17 protein-coding genes and 1 pseudogene are annotated in these 22,805 nt (G+C 44.5%); 11 read left to right on the top strand and 7 right to left on the bottom strand.

The window, feature by feature from the left end; all coding sequences use genetic code 11:
* Nucleotides 1-11 precede the first annotated feature (11 nt).
* From NST04_RS32665 to NST04_RS32680, 4 genes are all read left to right on the top strand, one after another.
* Nucleotides 12-572, top strand: coding sequence for a CueP family metal-binding protein (locus NST04_RS32665; RefSeq protein WP_341187929.1), 561 nt, complete (start codon nucleotides 12-14; stop codon nucleotides 570-572).
* Nucleotides 573-775: 203 nt separating this feature from the next.
* On the top strand, nucleotides 776-2,725 hold the full coding sequence (locus NST04_RS32670; protein WP_341187930.1) for a serine hydrolase domain-containing protein: 1,950 nt from the start codon (nucleotides 776-778) through the stop codon (nucleotides 2,723-2,725).
* Between the two features lie 22 nt (nucleotides 2,726-2,747).
* Nucleotides 2,748-3,425, top strand: a complete 678-nt coding sequence (locus NST04_RS32675; RefSeq protein WP_341187931.1) for a response regulator transcription factor — start codon at nucleotides 2,748-2,750, stop codon at nucleotides 3,423-3,425.
* Nucleotides 3,422-4,780, top strand: coding sequence for a sensor histidine kinase (locus NST04_RS32680; RefSeq protein ID WP_341187932.1), 1,359 nt, complete (start codon nucleotides 3,422-3,424; stop codon nucleotides 4,778-4,780). Before NST04_RS32675 ends, NST04_RS32680 begins: the two co-directional genes overlap by 4 nt.
* Here the strand turns inward: NST04_RS32680 and NST04_RS32685 are convergent.
* Together NST04_RS32685 and NST04_RS32690 are read right to left on the bottom strand one after the other, a co-directional pair.
* The gene (locus NST04_RS32685; RefSeq protein ID WP_341187933.1) at nucleotides 4,755-5,372 is read right to left on the bottom strand and encodes a TetR/AcrR family transcriptional regulator; all 618 of its coding nucleotides are present in this window, start codon (nucleotides 5,370-5,372) and stop codon (nucleotides 4,755-4,757) included. The two genes, NST04_RS32680 and NST04_RS32685, sit on opposite strands and share 26 nt — an antisense overlap.
* A gap of 43 nt (nucleotides 5,373-5,415) precedes the next feature.
* A complete protein-coding gene (locus NST04_RS32690; protein WP_341187934.1) occupies nucleotides 5,416-6,606 on the bottom strand; it encodes a pectin acetylesterase-family hydrolase in 1,191 nt (396 codons plus the stop codon).
* 168 nt (nucleotides 6,607-6,774) lie between these two features.
* Between NST04_RS32690 and NST04_RS32695 the strand changes: the two genes are divergently transcribed.
* Nucleotides 6,775-7,122: a hypothetical protein gene (locus tag NST04_RS32695; protein WP_341187935.1), complete on the top strand. Its 348-nt coding sequence runs from the start codon at nucleotides 6,775-6,777 to the stop codon at nucleotides 7,120-7,122.
* 356 nt (nucleotides 7,123-7,478) lie between these two features.
* Complete coding sequence (yidC, locus tag NST04_RS32700; RefSeq protein WP_341187936.1) at nucleotides 7,479-8,318, top strand: membrane protein insertase YidC; 840 nt, start codon at nucleotides 7,479-7,481, stop codon at nucleotides 8,316-8,318.
* 93 nt (nucleotides 8,319-8,411) lie between these two features.
* On the opposite strand, the gene NST04_RS32705 is transcribed toward yidC, so the two are convergent.
* Nucleotides 8,412-8,768 carry a hypothetical protein gene (locus NST04_RS32705; protein ID WP_341187937.1) on the bottom strand — a complete coding sequence of 119 codons (357 nt, stop codon included), beginning with the start codon at nucleotides 8,766-8,768 and terminating at the stop codon, nucleotides 8,412-8,414.
* 39 nt (nucleotides 8,769-8,807) lie between these two features.
* Entirely contained in the window at nucleotides 8,808-9,251 is a 444-nt protein-coding gene (locus NST04_RS32710) for a DUF6843 domain-containing protein (protein ID WP_341187938.1), read from the bottom strand.
* Between the two features lie 101 nt (nucleotides 9,252-9,352).
* On the opposite strand from NST04_RS32710, the gene NST04_RS32715 reads away from it, so the two are divergent.
* The 4 genes and pseudogenes from NST04_RS32715 to NST04_RS32730 form a co-directional block, all read left to right on the top strand.
* Nucleotides 9,353-9,793, top strand: a complete 441-nt coding sequence (locus tag NST04_RS32715; protein WP_341187939.1) for a hypothetical protein — start codon at nucleotides 9,353-9,355, stop codon at nucleotides 9,791-9,793.
* A gap of 46 nt (nucleotides 9,794-9,839) precedes the next feature.
* A complete protein-coding gene (locus tag NST04_RS32720; RefSeq protein ID WP_341187940.1) occupies nucleotides 9,840-10,031 on the top strand; it encodes a hypothetical protein in 192 nt (63 codons plus the stop codon).
* 249 nt (nucleotides 10,032-10,280) lie between these two features.
* Nucleotides 10,281-10,484 carry a hypothetical protein gene (locus tag NST04_RS32725; protein ID WP_341187941.1) on the top strand — a complete coding sequence of 68 codons (204 nt, stop codon included), beginning with the start codon at nucleotides 10,281-10,283 and terminating at the stop codon, nucleotides 10,482-10,484.
* Nucleotides 10,485-10,748: 264 nt separating this feature from the next.
* Nucleotides 10,749-11,450: pseudogene (locus tag NST04_RS32730) on the top strand (class I SAM-dependent methyltransferase); the annotation flags it as partial.
* A gap of 37 nt (nucleotides 11,451-11,487) precedes the next feature.
* Here the strand turns inward: NST04_RS32730 and NST04_RS32735 are convergent.
* On the bottom strand, nucleotides 11,488-11,778 hold the full coding sequence (locus NST04_RS32735) for a DUF6843 domain-containing protein (protein ID WP_341187942.1): 291 nt from the start codon (nucleotides 11,776-11,778) through the stop codon (nucleotides 11,488-11,490).
* Nucleotides 11,779-12,592: 814 nt separating this feature from the next.
* On the opposite strand from NST04_RS32735, the gene NST04_RS32740 reads away from it, so the two are divergent.
* On the top strand, nucleotides 12,593-21,049 hold the full coding sequence (locus NST04_RS32740; RefSeq protein WP_341187943.1) for an RCC1 domain-containing protein: 8,457 nt from the start codon (nucleotides 12,593-12,595) through the stop codon (nucleotides 21,047-21,049).
* A 98-nt stretch (nucleotides 21,050-21,147) separates the two neighbouring features.
* Here NST04_RS32740 and NST04_RS32745 read toward each other — a convergent pair whose 3' ends face one another.
* Nucleotides 21,148-22,278 (bottom strand): YheC/YheD family endospore coat-associated protein, encoded by a 1,131-nt coding sequence (locus tag NST04_RS32745; protein ID WP_341187944.1) that lies wholly within the window; start codon nucleotides 22,276-22,278, stop codon nucleotides 21,148-21,150.
* Nucleotides 22,260-22,778, bottom strand: coding sequence for an N-acetyltransferase (locus NST04_RS32750; RefSeq protein ID WP_341187945.1), 519 nt, complete (start codon nucleotides 22,776-22,778; stop codon nucleotides 22,260-22,262). The genes NST04_RS32745 and NST04_RS32750 overlap by 19 nt, the downstream gene beginning before the upstream one ends.
* Nucleotides 22,779-22,805 lie beyond the last annotated feature (27 nt).

Raw genomic sequence — 22,805 nt, forward strand, 5'->3', positions numbered from 1 at the left:
TGAATCTTAACATGAACAATAAAATAGTAGCGGGTGCCTGTGCGGTTATTGCAGCGCTGGGAATCTACCTGTATGCGGGAAGCGGGGGAGCGAAGACCACGGAGGTTGCCACAACTCCGGGCAGCAGCCAGTCTGCCAGCCAGGACATCAAGCAAATGGTGGCTGACTTCAGCTCACGGACCTTAACCGCGGAGTCCGCTTCGATTACCTCGACCCAGCTGATCGTGGACAGCGGCGGTTCTAACGAAGCGGTCTATGGGCTGCCGGAGGATGAGTTCTTCCTGTCGGTTGCCCCGTATGTGCAGAATACACATCCCTGTGCGACCCACAGCCTGACCGGCTGCCAGGGAGAGATGGTCGAACAATCCTTCGGGGTAACAGTCGTAGACGCGGACGGTAAGGAGATAATGAACCAGACCGTCAAGTCCCAGCCAAACGGCTTCATCGACCTATGGCTGCCGCGTGATCAGAACTACAAGCTGACCATTACTCATGAGGGCAAAGAGGCAAAGTCCGATATTTCCACCTTTGAGAGTGATGATACTTGTCTTACCAGTATGCAGTTGAGCTGAGCACCTAATGTGCAGGCAATAATTAAATCACACGAAGAACGTCCCAAGTCGTCACCTGGCTGAGGGGCGTTTTTGTGCGTGCTCTGTTTTCCATCCTTGTTAACGTTCCATTCACACTACTCTGATAATCTCTATAAGTGTCAGGTGGATGAAATTCAACCTTAACTATAAAGATGATGCGGAGGATAATAATGTTAATATCTATGAAAAACAGGCTGATCGCTACTTTGGCAATATGCGTTGTGCTGGGATTAGCTACAGGCCTTATATTTCCCGGGAAACATGCCAAGGCGGAGACAGGGCAAGCGTCTTCACCGGGTTCCCGGATTGAAGCGCCTGCCAAGCTTGAGGATACGGCAGGTCTGACTGCCTTTGTAGATGGGATGATGGAAGAGTATATGAACCGGCTGCAGATTCCGGGAGCGGTTATCTCCGTCGTCAAGGACGGCAGGATTATTTTGGCCAATGGGTATGGCAGCTCTAATCTGGAACAAGCGCTACTGGTCGATCCTGCGACCAGTATGTTCCGAATAGCTTCAACAACCAAACTATTTACCTGGACAGCGGTGATGCAACTGGTAGAGCAGGGAAAGATTGATCTGGACACGGACATTAACACCTATCTGAAATCCGTGAAGATTCCTGACACTTATCCTGAGCCCATCACCATGCGTCATTTGATGACTCATACAGCAGGTTTTGAAGAGGGCGGAGTCGGTTATCAGATCACCACTGATCCTGCCGAATTGCCCGGGTCCATTTCGGAAACGCTCAATAAGCATATGCTTGCACGGATCAGACCGCCCGGTGTGATGAGTTCCTATTCTAACTACGGAGCCACGCTTGCAGGTATGATTGTGGAGGACGTCAGCGGTATTCCTTATAATGATTATATTCAGAAGTATATTTTCGATCCGCTGGACATGAAATACTCGACTGTCGTGGAGCCTTTGCCGGAGTCATTCATCCCTTACGAAGTGATAGGGTACAATACTAAGAACGGCAGCTTTATTCCTGGCACACCTACGTTCGAGGGCGGCTTTCGTCCTGCCGGCTCGGCTACCGCATCCGCTGTAGACATGGCGCACTTCATGATTGCACATCTGCAGAACGGGAAATATGGCGGCCGGCAGATTCTAAAGCCTGAGACCGCAGAACTGATGCATTCAACGGCATTTCAGCCCGATAAGCGTCTGCCGGGAGTAGCCCTCGGATTCGCAGAGAAGCGGGTGAACGGGGTAAGATTAATCTCGCATGGCGGCTCCGATCCCATGTTCAATACAGAATTCTATCTTGCACCTGCCAAGCACTTGGGTATTTTCTTATCCTACAATGGCGGTCAAGGCAGCGAAGCTGCGGCCAATCTGCTCCAGGCCTTGTTCAACCGGTATTATCCTGCTCCGGAGGTGGAGCAGCCAGAGTTCGCCGCTTCTGCGGAATCCGTGCAGAAATATGCCGGCTCCTATCAATTTACACGCCGCAACATAAGTGATATTGACAAGTTCTTCAACTTTTTTGCCCAGCTGAATGTTACGACTGTGGATAATAAGATATCCTTGGGAAGCGGCAGTGAACAACAACTGTACAGAGCGATCGCACCTAACCTGTTCCAGCTGGAGGAAGGGACCGATCAGATCGGCTTCCTTACGGATGAGTCCGGCAAAGTTACACATATGCTTTTGGACATAGCCCCGGAGATGCCGCTGGAGCGTACGCCGCTTTTGGATCAGAGTAAGTTTTGGCTTATTCTTCTTGGAGTCGTAGGATTCATCTTCCTCACGGCATTGCCCGGCCCCGTCTTCTTCAGACGCAGGTTCAAGGCGATGACACTCCCGGAAAAGCGGGCCATCCGCTTATCTGCGGGAACTGCCGGTTGGGGGATGTTATCTTTTATAACTCTGTTTATGGTTATAATGTCCATGGACATTATGCAGAAGCTCAGTGGCATCAGTCCGTTGCTGTCTGTCCTCTTAATTATGCCAATCATTATGACGGGCTTGACCTTAGCTCTGTTGGTCTCGGCTATACTGGTGTGGAAAAATAAGTATTGGACCGCCATTAAGCGGGTGCATTACACGTTAGTGGCGCTTGCGGCTGTCGTACTGGCGATCTTCTTCTACTATTGGAATCTGCTCGGCTGGCAGTTTGGATAACGCTTAAGAGAGAAGGATGATCGTGGCTACTATACTGATCGCGGATGATGATGATAATATCCGGAAGCTGATGTCTCTATATCTGCGCAAAGAAGGGTTCAGCCTCGAAGAAGCCGGGGACGGCACCAAGGCCTTATCTCTCATAGAGGACTCACAGATCGACCTTGTCATTCTGGATATTATGATGCCGGGACTGAATGGCTGGGAGCTGTGCAGGGAAATCAGGCGTTCGGATGCCAATCTCCCCCTGCTCATGGTGACGGCCAAAGCGGAATCCGCCCACAAAATCAAAGGGTTTCAGCTCGGAACGGATGATTACCTGACCAAGCCGTTTGATCCGGTGGAGCTGGTGATGCGGGTAAAAGCCTTGCTCAAGCGCTCACTGGTAGTGACTTCCCAGTCTGTGCAGCTCGGCAATGTGGTGCTTAACCGCCGCACCTTCCAGGTTACACGCAGTGGAGCACCGGTCACGCTGCCTTTGAAGGAATTTGATCTTCTGTTTCTGCTGGTCAGCCACCCCAGACAGATCTTCACCAGAGACCAACTGATTCAGCAGGTCTGGGGACTCCAGTATGAAGGGGACGGGCGGACTGTAGATGTGCATATCAGCCGGTTGAGGGAGAAGTTCAGCGGCAACGGCGAGGGTTTTCAAATTGAAACCGCCCGGGGCCTGGGCTACCGGCTGATCCCTGAGCCATGATCAAGACCTTGTATGTTCGGATCATTCTCACGTTTCTCGGCATTATTGTCTTTAGTGTGATCTGTTCCTTTTTCATCGGCTTGTATGTATTTCAGAAGCAAATAAGCTATGAGGCACAGAACGAGATGATTACAGTAGGCAGGGAGATCATTCACCGTTATGATGACGCCAAGCCTACAGATACGGACGAGTTCCTGAATAGTATGGTTAAGGTATCGGCGCATCCTATCCACCTGTATCATCCGTCTGGAGAACATACCTTTTACGGGCTCCCGGATAGTCCGGCTGTGACCATCACCCCCGACGCTGTCCGGCAAGTGCTGCAGGGAAAGGTCTATCGTTCCTCCACGGAAGATAATGATACGTTTATCGGAATGCCCTTTATGCTCAAGGGGGAGTGGCGTGCGATGTTCCTGCAGTACTCTGCCGAGAACGAGCATATTGTCAACCGGCTGGTACTCTTTGTGCTGCTGCTCGTGCTTGTGCTGGGAAGTGTATGTATTGTTGTGGCTGCCAGATATCTGGTGGAGCCGATCAAGGCTTTGACGAATGCCACCAGAAGACTGGCCAAGGGAGATTTTGAAGTGAATCTCCGAATGAACCGTGTGGATGAGATCGGGGAGCTGACGCAGAGCTATGTGGAGATGGCGGGAGAACTGAAGCAGCTTGAGCAGATGAGGCAGGATTTTGTCTCCAATGTCTCGCATGAAATTCAGACACCGCTAACCTCTATATCCGGTTTTGCCAAGGCACTGCAGAACAATGATTTGATTGCGGAGGAGGAGCGTAAGGACTATCTGGATATCATCATTGCGGAGAGTGGACGCCTGTCACGGCTGAGTGATAATTTGCTGAAGCTTGCTTCTCTGGATTCCGAGCATCACCCCTTCGCGGCAGTGTCTTTCCGGCTTGATGAGCAGATAAGGACAATCGTGGTGACCTGTGAGCCGCAATGGTCAGCCCGAAGCCTCGTTATCGATCTGGAGCTGCCGGAGGCAGTTAATATGACCGGAGATGAAGATCAGCTTAAGCAGGTATGGATGAATCTGTTAAGCAACAGCATTAAGTTCACGCCTGAGGGCGGTAAGATCCGCATCCGTATAGACCATAGTGCAGCAGAAGTTGCGGTCACCATCAGCGATAATGGCATCGGAATCTCCCCGGAAGAGCAGGGCGCCGTATTCCAGAGATTCTATACCGTAGACAAGTCGCGGAACGGAAGTAATAACGGGAACGGTCTGGGATTGGCAATTGTCAAAAAAATCGTCTCCCTGCATCAGGGCAGTATTGAGGTAGACGGTGCGGCAGGAGAAGGCACGACGATTATCGTCAGGTTGCCCGTACGCCAGACATAATGAACTCCTTGAATTGCCGGTCCGCTGCCCGGTCTTCCTCTGTAACTATACCGCCCCGCTGATGAGCTAGAATAACGGCTTTTTGCAAATACATGAAATACAGGTGGGTGGACTTCTGCAGAAGATCCAGCCACTTTTTTTGATGCTCAGGAGCCACCGCTGCGGTCTCAAGATTTATGTACCGGGAATACCAGACCTCCATGGCTCTCTTGAAATCAGGCAGTTCCGCCGGATCTTTGGACAGGGTGCTGTAATACACTCCAAAAATAGCATCATAATAGATCAACGCCTCCTCATGCTCTCTAAGCGCCAGATATTGATCCAGAATCTTCTCCAGGGACGGAACAGGCCGGGCAAAATCAAAATCAAACAGCAGCCTGCCAAACATCCGCTCCAGATTATCCACATAGAGCCTAGCAGCTAAATCTTCCTTATCCTTATAATGAAGGTACAACGTGCGGCGGGAGACACCGGCTTGCCCGGCGATCTGAGCCATATCGGTCCGTTCGATCCCCTGAGCACAGAATAGGCCCAGCGCGGCCTCCTTAATGAGCTCTTTGGTCATTTGCATTTGCTTTTCACGTAAATTCAATGATCTTCTCTCCTGTCTTCCTGCGAAAATATTGCGGCTGGATCTACTCCTGAGCGGTTGCCGACGCCTCCAAAAACTCACTGCCTACCGAATAGCGTTTCTGCTGATTGACCGCATCCCCCAGCCACTTCACAAGCTTCACACCATCCTGCTCCGCCTGATAAAAGGTCTCCCGGGTGGAAAAAGTGTGCGGGGTCGTCCCGTTCTCAGCGTTCAGCCCGTAATCCGTCAGATAGTAATAATAATTAGGAACCTTAGCCGCTAGAGCAGCTACCGACTGCCGCATTTCCTCCGACCACGCCTTAATAAGCTTATGGTCCCGTGGACCATTGTAATCGTTGATCTTGTTCTGGAAGTGGATCAGAATCTCATCATATACCGAATAGGCTTGTAAAAGCACCGTACCGGCAGGCAGCAACCGGCCATTCGCCCGAAAAGCAGCCCCGATAATATCTGTCTCCGGCGCATACCCGAAGTTTGCAGTGAAATCCGAGTCCCATTCCTGCTCCATCACCTGCGGCCACTTGTCTGACTTCAGGAAGGAACTGTCCGCATATTGAAAAATCTCGGAGTCTTTATAATGATTGGAGATCTCGGGCGCCCAGAAGGCGGACCCGAATCCCCCCGCGCTCTCGCCTGCAATCAGCAGCTTATCTGGCTTAGCCACGTTCGCATAGATCCAGTCAAGGCTGCTGCGCACATTATTACGCCCGTTATACCGCATGGTGAAGGTGCTGCCGTCCTCTCGCGGATACGTAGCGGTGCGGTTACCAATGTGGAAGTCACCGGTCGAGTAGGGGAGGTAGACCACATTCCAGCCGTGAAAAGGATTATCCGTGTTGTGCGTATCCATCATCCCGCCGAGCAAAGTCAGCATATAGAACGGAATGTCAGCGAAATAGTTGCCTGTATCTCCGCCTTTCATAAAGTTCATGAGCTTAATAGGATGTGCAGCGCTCTGGGCATCCCAACTGACCCCGCCGCCGGAAAAGAAGACGATCCAATTGTTGCTCTCACCGGTTTTGGTCCAGATGAAATACTCTGATCCATCGCTCGAAAGGGTATTCCCGCCCAGCTTGACCTTGTTCCACTCATAAGGCTTCACTTCCGTGATTATGGGCGTAGTGGTCACTGGCCGCTGGATTACGAAGGCATAGACCGCAACAATGGCAATGACAACAACGCTCAACAATCCAATATCCGTAAATATCGTGATTTTCTTCATTCTGCTCATCTCATCGCCCCCTTACTAGAAGTATACGCCGGGATAACTCATTGCACAAGGTGTATACTTTTTCCCCTGGCGCAATTCAACTTTCTCCTTAGTTTTTGGTTTTGCATAAATTACGATATAATTATCCCTAAGATTACCAGTGGAATGATAAGAACTTGGAGGGATTGTATGACACTATCCAAATGCCTCAAGCTTTCAATGACATTGTTATTTGTCTTAATGATCTGTACAGCCTGCCAAAGTCATAAGGAGCAAGGAACGAGCGGCTATATCTCGTTAAATGAATTAGAGAGCTTAGCGGACAAGGGAGCCGCACTGAATTGGAGCGATTTTGACAAGTATCCGTATGAGGATATCGGTTCAGGAGTGTATATAAGAAGGTACCCGATCGAAGGGGAGCAACAGCTGTTAGTTAGAGGGAAAAGCCTGGAAAAACCGCCTGAGCAAATTTCTATTGTGGATCACAAGGGTGAGGAGCAGGATGTGCTGCTATGTGTCAATCTAACGTGCAGGTAAGTGAAACGCCAACGTCAATCTAACGTATGATCCGTATTCAACTTTATCCCATATGGCTCATACGGAGGTGAACCTGGCTGGAGCATTTTTATGACTTGGTTCAATTGGCGTTTTCAATCGCACTTATCTATTCCTTAGTATCATTTCCATTTGCCCATTTTTCTGTACGGGAGATTCACTGGGATCATGATATTGCTGCAGCGGGTTCCACTTGGTATGTGGCTGTCAGACTGTCGCAACCGGACGGCATTCAGCGTTGGATCGTACGTACTGCCAGACGAAGAGAGGCACCGGATGAAGAGGACAATGGTCCTTCCCCACATTGATATTCATACTTTCAATTAGGGAGGACAACGATGAAAAAGATCATGCGGCTTCAACCATGGGCCAAGCCCATTCTCGTATTGTTGATGGCAGTTATTCCGGTCATTATGCTTAGCGGGTGTTCGACAGCAGCCCAAGCAAACCCGATTACTGCCGATTCAACAGGGATATTCAACCACTTTTTTATTTATCCGTTATCGTTCCTGATCAAATTCTTCGCCGATGCATTTCACGGAAACTACGGATTATCTATCGTGCTGATGACGTTCATCATAAGACTTGCGATCATGCCGCTCATGATGAATCAAACCAAGAAACAAATGGACATGAAAGAGAAGATGACCGTCCTCCAGCCGGAGTTAACTGCACTTCAGGAGAAGTACAAGAACGACCTTAGTGTGGATGCAAAAAAGCAACAGCAAGCCGAGATGATGCAGCTCTACCAGAAGCATCAATTTAACCCCTTAAGCATAGGCTGTTTACCGATGCTTCTCCAATGGCCGATCACTCTTGCATTTTACTATGCCATTCGCCGTACCCCGGAGATTGCCGCTCACGATTTTCTGTGGTTTAGCTTGGGGCAGACCGATATGATTTTGCCGTTTATTGCTGCTGCGGTGTATTTCGTTCAGTTCCGCTTGTCTCAATCCGCTTCCGCACAGAATCAGCACAACCCAAATAACCAAATGGCTTTCATCGGGTTGTTGTCACCAATTATGATGGGGGTGTTTTCCTTTGGGATGCCTGCTGCGCTACCCTTATATTGGGTGGTGGGCGGTATATTCATTATCGTGCAGACGATCCTACTGAATAAAATGTACACGAAGCCACATGCAGCAGTTAAAAACCTGCCTACAGATGTAGAAGAATAATAAAATTCGATAAATCAATGGCAGTCTGGGACTTTGTAGTTCAAGACTGCTTTTTTCGTATTTCGACAGAGAAATTGGAATCCGAGGATCAGATTACATTCCCTCAATCGCTTGAATAGCCAGCCTCAACGCCTTAATTCTCCGCTCCAAAAGCGTTCTTTGTGGACTGCCCGCCTTTGACTTGGCATAACTGTTCTCCACCGAAGGGGTTAAACCAGTGAGAACTTTGCCGGCCTCTGCTAAATCTTCAGGTGTATATGGATGAGGCTTTTGATTCCAGACATTTTCCAGAACTGCTAAGCCGATGGATACAGCATGGAGCCGTTTGGTTACCAGGGTAGTATTGGCGCCACTTTGAGTCATTTGGGACAAAGCGCTCTCAAGTTTTTTGACTGTGGATTGCATAGAGGTTATGGATTCCAATTGATCTGCATTAGATACATTTTCCACGTGTGTACTCTCCTTTCCTCACATCGAAATTTATTCACCTTACTTCATAAGCTCAACAGGATATTCAGGATCAGAAGTATTTTGAAGCTGTGTTTCTGTTCCGACAAAAAACTCCTGGACCGTAGGCCCTTCGATTTTACCGGAACCATTAACCGACTCGCCGTCGCCTATATGGTGACCGTGGATCACTTGATCGACCTCTATTTTTTGTTGCTTATTTTGTTCATCATAGTAGTAAAATTCATCGAAAGATATCCCATATTCAACTGGAGTGGACGTTTTTAAAATTCCTGATTCTGGAATGGTATAAATGTTTTTCCCATTAACCTGCTTGATAGGGTCAAGTCCCTCTTGATTATAGATAATCTGCACCCAGCCGACATAATTTTCTGGAATAAGATAAGTGTTTAGATTGCTTGTATTAGAGCTGCAGGCGACGAGGATCAGCAACGAGGGAATCAATACTGAAAGTGCTTTTCTCAAGGCTTAACCTCCGTGAAATTATTGTATATGTAATTAATTATAGCGCTCTGTTCTTCATTTTCATCTCAAATTCCGATAATTACATAAAAAGGGGGCCGAAGATGAAATCATTGAAGACAGGACTCCAAGCCATTCTTTATGTATTAGTGGTGCTGGGACTGCATCTGATCCTGGTTTATTTACTACAGATAAGAATTGAGAGATGGGGAACAGAAGTATCCATAACCTCATTTAAGGTGTATTTTATACCGCTTTTATTCTGTTTGATTAATTCTTTTTTGTTTATAAGGACGCAGCGAATAAAGTACCATATTACCTGGTTTTTGGTAACTACTATACCAAGTTTTTTGTTTATTTTATTTTTCAAAGCAATACAAACGAGTGGAGATTATGAACAGGCAGTCGTTACTATTAATTTTTTTCCGAAATATCAAGTGGAGATGCTCATTCTGCTTCCTTGGGGTATTTCCATTATCCAATTTATTTTGGGCGTATATTACGTAATCAAATTAAGAAAAGATGTTAGGCTTCTGAAAATATAAAAAGGGAAAAAGGATATCGCCGTGAAATAAGCCAAAGGAGAATACGATGAAAACGAGTCTATTTTTTGTTGCGTTAAGCGCAGCAATGGGGGTAGGTATTTGGTTTTTAGTTATAGGAATATTCTTTTCTATTGGTGGTGGTGACCTCTTCACAGTAACTCACTATGATTCTTTATTTTTTTACGCTACCCTTTTTTTGTTATGTATCATAGCCTATCTTTTTTTGCAAAACACCTAATAGAAAAAAATTGCCACTTTTACTTCTTTTTTGTTTTGGGACTACGTTTCTCTTTTTTTCCCTTGCACCTTGGATCATCGAATCAAAATCCTTAGTAAAGCGAGAACTTTCTAACATTAGCTTTTCGAACAATGAAAAGTTTATTGAAAAAGTAGAGGTTATGCTAGAACAAAAAAACTACCGTATTCAGTTGATGTTGAAAAGAGCAGGGTGAGGTTCAAGGAGGTAAGAAGTATTAACATTGTTGTATTGAAAAAAGCTTCCTACCAAGATATTTCTATATACGATATGGAAAAATTACTCGATATGACGTACGGAGAAAGGGTTAGGCTTGGGATTTTAAATGAAAATTATGAAAACCTGCTGATAGATTTTGTGATAGATATAGATAAAAGTGTTAGTTACTGTGAACCATATGAAATATGCGAGGATTTAGGGCTAGAGATTAAATAATTCATTACATAAAAGAAACACATTTATAATTTAGAAGGGCAGGTGAATTAATGCGGAACTTATGTTCACAATACTGATATAGCTGTATCCTTGCATTCAAGCGATGTTCATTGGAATACTGATCTTCAGAAAATTTTTGGACATGCGAAAATAAATCATCCCTGTTCATTAATCTGCACGACACCTTTCGAGAATAGTACCAAAAAGCGTTCTTTCAAGATCATACCCTCCTTCCGGCAATGAGCATATGAGAAGGATTGGCATGAATGGGTATTTGAGCATTTAGGACTTACCGAGGGTTTGAAGATTGCAGAAATTGGTTGCGGAACCGGTGTCTTGTGGGCGAAAAAACTGAGTGAAGTTCCGCTTAGATCTGAGATTGTCTTGACTGATGCTTCAAGAGGAATGGTAGAGACGGCAAAGGGAAGTATCAATGATTCCCTAGATCGGTTTCACTATGAAGTCGTTGATGCTGAGAAGATGCCTTGGCCGGATCATTCATTTGAAGTTTTGATTGCGAACCACCTGCTGTACCATTTTCAGGACCACAGGAAGATTTTCTCTGAAATCAACCGCGTATTGGTTCCTAATGGAATGGCATACGCTTCAACTGTAAGCGCGAACAATTATAGAGAATTATTGCAGCTCATATTAGAGTTTGACGGCAGACTGTCTTTCTTTAACGAAGCCGTTAAAAATTTTAACCTGGAGAATGGCCAGGATATCCTCGGCAAATATTTTAAGGTAACAGCCCAATACGTATTGCAAAATGATATTGTCATACAATCGGCTGCACCGCTCATTTTATATGTGGCCTCCTATTTTAGCGAAGACCAGTTACATATTCTGACCGACAGGTTCAATGAACTCTGCGATTATTTACAAGGGACCCTTGAACGTTCGGGAGCACTGCGTATCACCAATCGAAATGTTTTATTTCAATATCAAAGAGTTTCAACAGGATAGTCAGGATCAGGAGTGTTTTTAAGCTCAGCTTCTGTTCCTACAAAAAAGCTCTGCACCCTAGGCCCTCGATTGTACCGGAACTACTAACCGACTCGCCGTCGCCTATAGTGTAACCGTGGATCATTTGATCTACATCTAATTTTTGCTGCTTATTTTGTTCATCATAGTAGTAAAATTCTTTAAACCCCTCTTGATTATAAATAATCTGGACCCAACCCACATAGTTGTTTGGAATAAGATAAATGTTTGGATTGCGTTTATTAGAGCTGCAGGATGCAAGGAGGACCAATAATAACAACGGTATCAGTAAGAAAAGTGTCTTTTTCAATTTTTCTGCCTCCGGAATTTAACAATTTATATTTGTTTGGTCTTTTCCTTCAAATGGATGACTAAGAATGAAAAAATCTAATTCAGTGGTTAGGTTCTACTATTCATTTTAGTGTTCAAGTTTCCGATGATTACATTAAAAGGGTTTTTAGTATTTAAATTTAAAAAGTAGCAATTAAATTCTGGATACTTAAAACAATTTTACGAAAGTCGGTGATATTAAACAATTAATAAAAAATATAATCGTAAATTTCCTAGTGAAATTAGATATTATGTTAAATTTTAAAAAAATAAAAGAAAAAGAGATTTTTGTGGGGTGAATCTAATTTGAGCGATAGATTTCTTACGAGGGTAAGGGCAATTTCACAAGTTGTTTTAGTAACAGTTTTACATATAAGTGTAATTTTTTTTCTGGAATTAAGATTACAAAATTGGGAGAAAGCTGATATACAACAAGTAGTTATAGTTTATTCGGTTCTAGTAATTATATTATACGTAACTTGTGTGAAGTCATTAGTGACAGGAAAAAAAAGATATAACTTATTTTGGTTTTTAATAAGTACTATTCCTAGTATTAGTTTGTTGTTTCTTCTACATAAAAATAAGGTGAATGACGCTCCTGAATATGGTTTTGTATATTTGAAATTTGACAGTGATTTTTTTGGATTAGTTCTTGTGTTTCCTTTTATTTACTTTGTAATTCAATTAACTCTACTTGTAGCGCTATGGATATTAAAATATCCGAAAGAGTGATTAATTGATTATTATGTCACCCTTAGCCATGAAATTTTACTAAACTTAAGGAGATTGATTGTATGAGAAAAACATTAAGCATATGTTTGAGCTTAATAATGTTTTTTTACTTATTTAGCGGATATGGATTCGGTTTTAATAGTGTTAGCTATGCTAAAGAAGTTGAACAAATAGAGGTGATGCAAAACAAAATTAAACTAGGTTCTACTGATAGTTCAATCGGAATATTAAGCACCTCCGTATATCCAGATTCTAGTGTTGTTAAGTTTGGGGAGAAAATATATATAAACTACAGTTTTAATGATGCTGCACATCCAGTATTAATTAACATCTATAAGGATAATGAATTATTAACAGATCATATTAGTAAAGGTTCGACTTGGGGAGAAAAATTCTCTTATGAACCGAAAGATGAGGGGAAATATAGATTTGTTATTCAACCTCTTGATGCACCTAATTATACAAGGGATTGTGTAGTCACTGTCTACAAAGACAGAATAATATTTATTCCTGGGACAATGGGAACTGAATTGTTCTTAGGACAAGAAAAAAAATGGATGCCAAGTAATAAACCTAGCGCTATTCCTCAAATTCTTAGCTTAAAAATGGATTCTTCGGGTAAGAGCATTCAAAATATTAGTGTTGGTCACAGTATTGATGATTACTATAGTGGCATACGAACGTTTTTTGATAACGAGGGTTATAAAGTTGTAGATTTTGCCTTTGATTGGAGGGTTCGTATAAGTGATAGCGCCGAGAAGTTAAAAGAAGTTATAGATTTAGAGAGAGCTAGTCATCCTTATAGTAATTACTATGTAATAGCTCATAGTATGGGGGGGCTCGTTGCAACTGAATTTATTAAGCAAGGAAATGCAAAATCAATAAATAAGCTAATTACACTAGGAACTCCTTTCTTTGGTTCACCACAAGCAGCGTATATGCTTGAGACTGGAAATCTCACGGATACCTGGGTAGATAGCGTTATTAGTATTCCCATAAAAGAAATTGAAAGAAATATTCCTTCGATTTTCGAATTACTTCCAACCCAGAAATATTTTTCATTTCAGTCGAATGGATATATAGAATCAAAAAGAACATTAGGTCCTGATAAGTCGAGGGGAGAGGTAGTAAAGAAATATAATTTTAATGACACTGTTTCATTTTTGAAAAATAATTCTGCACAGTTTTATAACAAATTATTGTTTGATCAAGCTATTAGTTTTCATTCTTCACTTAATGTAGTTAACAATATAAAAAGTGTTGATTCATACTATTTTGTGGGTGACCAGAAGCCCACATTAGGTAAGTTATCTTACCGTGTTTACTCTGACTATAATCCAATATTTGTTCTTGATGATGTTAGAAATACACAGGGTGATGGTGTTGTGCCTGTTTCTAGCGCCACAGCAGGCTTTCAACTTGATCCCAACCGTACTTTTTATGTAAAGGCATCTCATATCGGCCTTGCGAAAAATGTTGATGTACAGAAAAAAATTCTGAACATTTTAAAGGGACAACCTGATATCGATGTTCCTAATATACGCAAGACAACATTTGAGATGGGAACCTTAAAGTTTAAAGCCGAATGCCCTGTAGAACTGCATGTTTATGATTCTTCAGGAAATCACACTGGACCAAGTGGGTCTACTAACTTTGATTCTAACATACCTGATGCTAACTATTTTACAGATGGAGAAACAAAGATTGCTCTAGTTAACAATACTGAAGACTATAAAGTCCGTATCGTTGGTACAGGATATGGTGAATTAACTTTCTCCATAGTATGGGCGAACGAAAAAGATATTGAAAATAGAACATTGCGTTTTGATAATGTTGCGGTTACTCCCACTTCAGTATTTAAAGCAGATGTTAATCAGAATGGGCAAGTAGTACTTCAGATTGATCAAAATGGTGACGGTAACTTCGAAGGTAGCATTAACCCAACTGTTGAACTGGATCTTGGAGGAACCCAGGACGAAACAATTCCTACCTTAACCTCACATATTACTGGAGTGAAAGGTGTAAATGATTGGTATGGAAAGAACGTTCATTATAATCTAACTGGGGAAGATAATGCCTCAGGTATTTACAAATACTTTTATAACCTTAACGAATCCGAATACAAAGAGTACACAGAACCATTAGCATTGCCTAATACAGGCATATATAATTTCAAGTCGTATGTTCGAGACAAGAATAGAAATGACTCTGAGGTACTAACTGAAACCGTCAAGGTAGACACTACCAATCCTACTGCACCCGTAATGACGGTCGATCCAACAACATGGACGAATAAATTTGTCACGATTAGATTAGACGGTGGGACCGATGCAGATAGCGGTTTTCAAAAATATCAATATAAGATCAATTCAAACGGGGAATGGAAAGACTATACTGCTCCTTTTGTGATCGATTCAGAAGGTCTATACAATGTTTATGCCAGATCAGTAGACAATGTATTTAACCTTAGTGCAGAAGTAACCGGAGTAGCAAAAGTTGATAAGACCAATCCACCTAAACCAATTATGACAGTAGAACCATCGAAATGGACAAATCAATTAGTTACCATAACTTTGTCCGGTGGAGCCGATACGGATAAGGGTTTTCCGAATAGTGGATTTCAAAAGTATCAATATAAGATTGATAGTGGTGAGTGGAAGGATTATACCACCCCTATTATTATCGATTCTGAGGGACTATATAAGGTTACAGCCCGTTCAGTAGATAATGCTTCTAATCTAAGCGAAGAAGTTTCTGGGGAAGCGAAGATTGATAGAACTAATCCGCCTAAACCAACAATGACAGTAGAACCCCTAAAGTGGACCAATAAATATGTCACTGTTACCTTAACTGGTGGAACTGATACGGATAAAGGGTTTCCTAACAGCGGATTTCAAAAGTACCAATATAAGATCGATGGTAGTGAATGGAAGGATTACATTCAACCAATCATTGTTAGTGAAGCAGGGTTGTACAATGTATATGCTAGATCAATAGACAATGTAGGTTTAATCAGCGATGAAGTATCAGGTCAGGCAAAAGTTGACAAGACTAATCCTTCTATGCCAACTGACTTTAAAACTCTTTTGCGAAATTACGATCAAATCACAATATCCTGGAGCCCTTCAATAGATAATATTGGTGTTACAGGGTATGACTTATATCAAGATTCTGTATATAAAGGGACTATAGTTGGCACTGAATATACGTTCACTAATTTGGAAATAGATACTAAATTTCAGTTTAAAATAGTGGCCAGAGATGAAGCTGGTAACTCATCAAATGCTGGAATTTATTATGATAAGACTCCATTAAGTCTGATTAGTGCTGGCATGGCGCATGGATTATATATTAAACCGGACGGAAGCGTATGGACGTGGGGAAGAAATACTTATGGGGAGTTGGGAGATGGAACAACAACATATAAAACAACTGCTACCCAAGTGTATGGAATCGATAATGTAATTTCAGTGGCAGCAGGAGACCATCATAGTTTGGCACTAAAGAGTGATGGTTCTGTTTGGGCATGGGGAAATAATGATAGCGGTCAGCTAGGAACTGGTAGCTACATTTCTTCAGTGCTTCCGGTAAAAGTAGTGGGATTAAACAATGTGATTAGTATAGCTTCTAACAAATATACAAGTTATGCATTACAGAGTGATGGGAGTGTATGGTCTTGGGGAAGCAATTTGGAGGGACAATTAGGAGTGGGTTATGGCGTAAATGTAACTCCGACGTTACCTTCAAGGGTATTGAATCTCAATGGAGTCATAGCACTGTCAGCTAAGAGCGAGACTGCGCTAGCTTTAAAAAGTGATGGGACAGTATGGGGATGGGGGTACAATAATCAATTTCAATTAGGTGGAAATTATACTGATTCTGTGTATGGAGCTCGCAAAATTGTTGGATTAAGCGGAATTACACAAATTGCAGCAGGAAGAGAATGTAATTTAGCGTTAAAAAATGATGGAACAGCATGGAAATGGGGAAGATTGGTCTATGGACTAAATGTAGATATGACACCAGTGTATGTCTCAGATGGAGTCAAAACTATAGGAGCTGGAATTGAGACAGTCATTATCGTGAAAACAGATGGAACTATACAAGTAATTGGATCAAATAGCGATGGCGAGAATGGAAATGGTGACACCGGATATTTGGGTTCTGCGCCTGTGAAAAATTTGACGAATGCAAAATCTATAACAGGTGGACTTGGCTTTGTAATGGCTTCAAAAACAGATGGAAGCGTCTGGACATGGGGGAGAAATGGCCAAGGACAACTAGGGGATGGAACATTAACGGCACGGTTTGAACCTGTGCAGTTATTAGAGAGTGCTCCTCCTCAGGTAAGCCTTATTTCACCACATGGAAGTCAGATATCGCCTGAAAAGGTGAATAGCACACGTCCCTCTATCTTGTGGGATCAAAAAGATGCAGCCTTGACGGTGTTTACGGCTTATCAAGTGCAAGTGTTGAGTGTAACAGGAGAAATCGTCGCAGACTCTGGTGTAATTGAACAAGCGGTAACGGCACCGGATGCAGAGTGGACGATAAATAAAGATTTGCCGGCGGATGAAGCATTACAGGTCCGTGTAAAAGTAAAAGATGAACGGGTGTGGTCCAATTGGTCTGAAGCAGGCTGGCTGGAATATAGTTCTGCACATATGTCAGGAAAACGACTTTCTTTATCAAACCATGGGATGTATGTCAAAGCAGATGGAAGTGTCTGGACATGGGGAGGGAATTGGAAAGGACAAATGGGAGACGGAACTTTGACGGATAAGACTACAGCAGTGCAGGTGCCGGGGCTGATTAATGTGATTGCAGTGTCTGCCGGTGATCTTCATAGTATGGCTTTAAAAAGTGATGGATCTGTTTGGGCATGGGGAAACAATTGGTCAGGACAATTGGGAACAGGAGATTGGAGATCGACTACAACTCCCGTCCAAGTGTCCGAATTAAATGATGTGATAGATATAGCAGCAAACAATGCAAACAGCTATGCGTTGAAACAAGATGGAACAGTCTGGGCTTGGGGGTACGGAAATGGTATTGGCAATGGAACTACTGCAAGTGAAAAAATCCCGGTACAAGTACAGGGATTAAACGGAGTCAGATCTCTATCAGCCATTGATGGGTTTGTATTAGCTTTAAAAAGCAATGGAACAGTCTGGGGCTGGGGTGAAAATAAACACTATCGGCTGCGTGGGGGAGGTACGGAAACAGTAGGCCGGCCGCGTCAAATTACAGGAATAGGGACAAATATTACAGAAATTTCTGCAGGTAACGAGACGAACTATGCTCTTACAGAAGATGGTTTAGGATGGAGATGGGGGGGGGTGAGATTTAATTCTTCCGGATTATCCGAAGAAGACCCTCCAGTACATTTAAACTTTAGTAGCGGGGAGATAACCTCATTTGGAAGTGGAGTGGACACCAAAATAGTGTCATTCACAAGTGGGCAAGTACAGGTTTATGGATCAAATGAATATGGCCAATATGGACGGGGAACAGCAGGAGGATGGACGACTGCAGGTCCGGTAAATAATCTAACGGATGCGGTAGTGGTAGCAGGTGGAAATCGCTTTATGGCTGCTGCCAAAGCGGATGGAAGTGTGTGGACGTGGGGATACAATGACTATGGTCAACTAGGGGATGGAACAGTGACGGCACGGTATGAACCTGTGCAGTTATTAGAAAATGCTCCTCCCCAGGTAAGCCTTATTTCACCGAACGGGGATGAAGCTTCACCTGTAACGATGACTATAACTCATCCATCTATCTTGTGGACTCAAAAGGATGCTGATTTAACGGTGTTTACGGCATATCAGGTTCAATTAATGAATGCAGTAGGGGAAATAATAATTGATTCAGGTGTATTAGAAAAGTCTGCAACCAGCGCAGAAGGACAATGGATCGTGAATCCAGAATTACCGTCAAATGAAATTTTGCAGGTTAGAGTTAGAGTTAAAGATGAGGCTGTATGGTCTGAGTGGTCAAGTCCTGGTTGGATAAAAACAATGGCTACAACACCAACTCCAACAGCTGTGCCAACACCAAGTGCAACAGCGACTCCAACAGCTGCGCCAACACCAAGTGCAACAGCGACTCCAACAGCTGCGCCAACACCAAGTGCAACAGCGACTCCAACAGCTGCGCCAACGCCAAGTGCAACAGCGACACCAACAGCTGCGCCAACACCAAGTACAACATCGTCACCGACAGCAACGCCAACACCAAGTGCAACAGATGCTCCAATAGGTACAATAGAATCTGTTGTCACTGATAATTCAATTCAATACATCTTAGCATCTAATCATGCTGTTTTTAAGGTTGCTGAAGGAAAAGCAACAAGGATACTTGAAGGAGTTAAATCATTAGAGTCATTTGATAACTATGGAAGAATTATAATTGCTGTCAAACAAAGTGGGGATGTTTATGGTATAGCAGCAAATAATGGGGGGTTAATTGGCCTCACAGATTCAAGCGCTGTTACAGAATTTACAAAGCTTCCGATAGAAAATGTTAATAAGGTGTTTTTGGATGGAAACAATGTATTTTACTTGAAGAATGATAAGACACTTTGGGCATCGGGGTTCGAGATGAGCTACAAGATGGGAGTTGGAAATAACCCCGCCATGGGATTAATAGCCCCCGTTTTGAATCCAAACGGGGTAGGGGCTTTACAGAATGTATTGGAAGCTTGGATTTTACCAGCGAATTCATACATTCAGACCACAAATGCGCTTTACTCGGTAGGGACTAATTATAGAAATTATTTAGGTAATAATACTCTTACTGCTAATCAATCGACTAATACTCCAATTGCAGTTATGGGAATTCCAAACCTCTCGGGAAAAGTTGCAACAATGAGTGGTTTGCAGAATGGAAAACTTCATTATAATTTGTCGGGAAGCCCCTTCACACTAGTATTTCAAGTTGGAGCAGATTATTACTACTGGGGAAAAGATCCATATGTTGATAAGCGAGCAACATACCAAGCCACTGCAAAAAAAGCAACGCAACCTATCGCTGGACTCACTGCACAAAGTATTAATTTGTATAAACCGAATGTTTCAGATCTTACTAATTTAGTTCGTGCGCAGGACCACTATAGTTCTTTGCAAAATGGTACTCTGTACACGTTTGGTGTGCCAATCATCTACTTTCTATCACCTACTGCTTTACCGGGATATTCACCGTATATTGTAACGCCTGCAAGCAGGATATCTGGCGTAAAAAAATATTACCCGGTAGGACAATATAATGTTGTTTTAAAGGACGACAACACTGCATGGTTTATTTATGATAATTTTGGAATCGGCAAAATTGAAGGTCCATCAGGTGAGTTAAAGAATGTGAAAGATATCATAGCCACTTATCATGATGGGATGTTCTATCAAAACTTATATACTAATGGTATGAGTGGTGCTTATTATATTTGGGAAGGTAATACAATACAAAAACCGGTATGGTTTTTAAAAGAAAATGGGGATGTATGGGTCACATCTGGATCGTTTAATTCTTCGGAAATCAAATTGATGTCTGGAGTAGATACATTATCCACAGATGGATACTCTGTATTTGCCCAAATGTTTTCGGGTGAGATTTACAATATATCGCAAATTTCTGGGAATTCGTATCAAACTCAAAAAATAGATGGAATCGATTTTTCACCTAAGATCCTCGAAACCCCAATCTATACTTTGTCTAAAGACAAATATAGTCATCAGGTTGTAACTCTAGATTTTGGGAGTGATCCAGAAATTCAGTTAAAAGAATACAGCTTGGATAATGGAGCAACTTGGGTTCAGTATACTCAGCCGATTATCCTCACAGATCCTGGTGCCTATAAAGTCCAGGCAAGGGCAGGAGACGGTGGAGGAATCTATAGTGAAGTCCTCACTATCGATGGAGAAAATAATCCTATTATAATTGATTCAGGGTTTCCCAAAATTATTATTACAGAGGATGGAATCACAGTTGAAACGGGAACTGTTCATGTTGATGTAAAAGCTGAAGTGAGAGTGGACGATGGCGAGTGGGAGCAGTATACTGGTCCATTCCTTCTAACGGAAGGAAGACATGCCGTTGAAGTGAGACTTATTAATCCTATCAATGATGTGTTAGCTAGTTATAGTGAAACCATTGAGGTGCCAGCTCCTGTTTCAATGAAAGGTGCAACGTCGTCTCCAACAGTAACACCAAGTGCAATTGCATTGCCGACAGCAACACCAAGTGCAACAGCGTCGCCGGCAGCAACGCCAAGTGCAACAGCATCACCGGCAGCAACGCCAAGTGCAACAGCGTCGCCGACAGCAACAACAAGCGTAACAGCGTTGCCGACAGCGACACCAAGTGTAACAGCGTCGCCGACAGCGACACCAAGTGTAACAGCAACGCCAGATGTAACACCGTCTCCAACAGCAGCACCAAGTGCAGCTTTACAAATTTTATTTTTTAAGCAACGAGTAAAAACAAATGAAACTATTCAATTTATGAATGGGAATTCTTACTGAATCTTATAACATGAAGGGTTCTAATAGTCACCTTGTAAAATAAAGAACCGCCCCCACAGCAGCCTTGGGGGCGGTTCTTTTACGTCAGTATCTAACTTCTACTCCTCAACCACCTTAGACGAACTAGGCGTGTTCTTATTCTTATACACCCACATTGCGTACTCCAGCGGGCGGACCAGCGCTTTGCGGTAGGTGCTGTTGTCGCCGGAGCGGGCGAAGACCTCGCGGGCGGGCTTGGGGTTGACCTCCAGCACGTAGATCTTGCCCTCGCGGTCGATGGCCAGATCCAGGGCCAGCTCGCAGAGGGCGCCGAAGCTGTCTTCGAGATAGGCGGCAGCCTCGATCCCCAGCTTCTCGGCAGCGCGCATGGCCTTGTCGGCTCGCTCTTCGCTGCCGAGCCACTGCTTCAGCAGCGTCTCTGCCTTCATGGCATGCCCGCCGCCATGCAGGTTCGAGGTGACGCTGCGGGCGGCGCCCACCCGGCCGGCCATGCCGGTGAACTCCCAGTCACCCTGGCCGTTCTTCTGCACCAGCATCCGGTAGTCGTGGAACCGGCCGCTGGGCAGCCGCAGCGGGATGCCCTGCTGCACGAGGAACTTACCGCTGATGCACCACTGGCGGACGATGGTCTCCAGCCGGTTCAGCGACACCTTGCGCGGGGCGATAATCTGGCGGCTCTGGCGGCGTCCCTGGATATCGAACAGGGACTTGCCTTCCCGCTGGCGTTCGATCCGCAGGATGCCGCGCCCCCCGGTGCCGTTGATCGGCTTGACGTAGACGACGGGGCTTACTTTCAGCATCCGTTGCAGATCGGCGGAGGACTGGTAGAGCAACGTCTCCGGCATATGGGGCCGGAAGCGGCTCCGCTGGGAGAAGGTCTGGTGCACCGTCCATTTATTGCGCAGCGGGCGGTTCAGGAAGGTCAGATGATCGTACCGCGCGCGGAAGCGCAGCAGCTGCTGGAAGCGCTGGCTGCGCTGAATCCGGCAGCGGTCATAGATCATATTCGGGAAGGAGCGCCACTTCCGCGACCATACGCCGCTTTTGACATCATAGACCATGGCATGGATCAGGTCCTTGCTGACATGTACATCTGCCGGGGTGAACACAAAGACATCCAGCCCGATTCGGCTGCCTTCGATAATCATCCTCCGGTATACACTCTTCTCTTCGAGCTGCTTGGCGTCGTTCAGATACAGAGTGAGGATGCCTAGGACGGGCTCTGGCACAGGAGTTCACCTCCTTGCGGGAGAATGGCGGGATCAACTGCGCTCCCTGGGGAACGCAAGAGCAGAGTGGACTTGCCTGTAGGGCCGGTAACCAGGTCAACAGCTGCAAGGCCGATGTTGAAGCACATCTTGAGGCTGGCTGCATTGTCGCAGGCGACATGGCATTCCAGCTGACCAAGGCGCTCCAGCTGTGCAGCAAGCAGGGCTGTGCCCGTATGTCTATTCCGGTACAGGGGATGGACGGCGACTACACAGGCCTCCTTGCCGAAGCCGGACACGAAGCTGACGCCTGCGAGCTGGCGGCCGTTCTGACCCCGCACCGTGGCAACGAGCAGGGAGACCCCCGGCAGGGCGAGCTGATCCGGTGTCAGCCGGGCCAGCCTCCTGCACCCGCGAAGGGTAATCCGCTGCTCCCCATACTCCCTCAGGAACTCAAGCAATCCGGTTCGCCTGGATTCCCACTGTACGGGATTGCTATCGTAGAGTGAGGATATCTGCATGGTGTCACTTCCTTTGACGGATAATGG

Origin of the sequence: Paenibacillus sp. FSL H7-0756 (assembly GCF_038006765.1) — a bacterium.
GTDB lineage: Bacteria > Bacillota > Bacilli > Paenibacillales > Paenibacillaceae > Paenibacillus_AQ.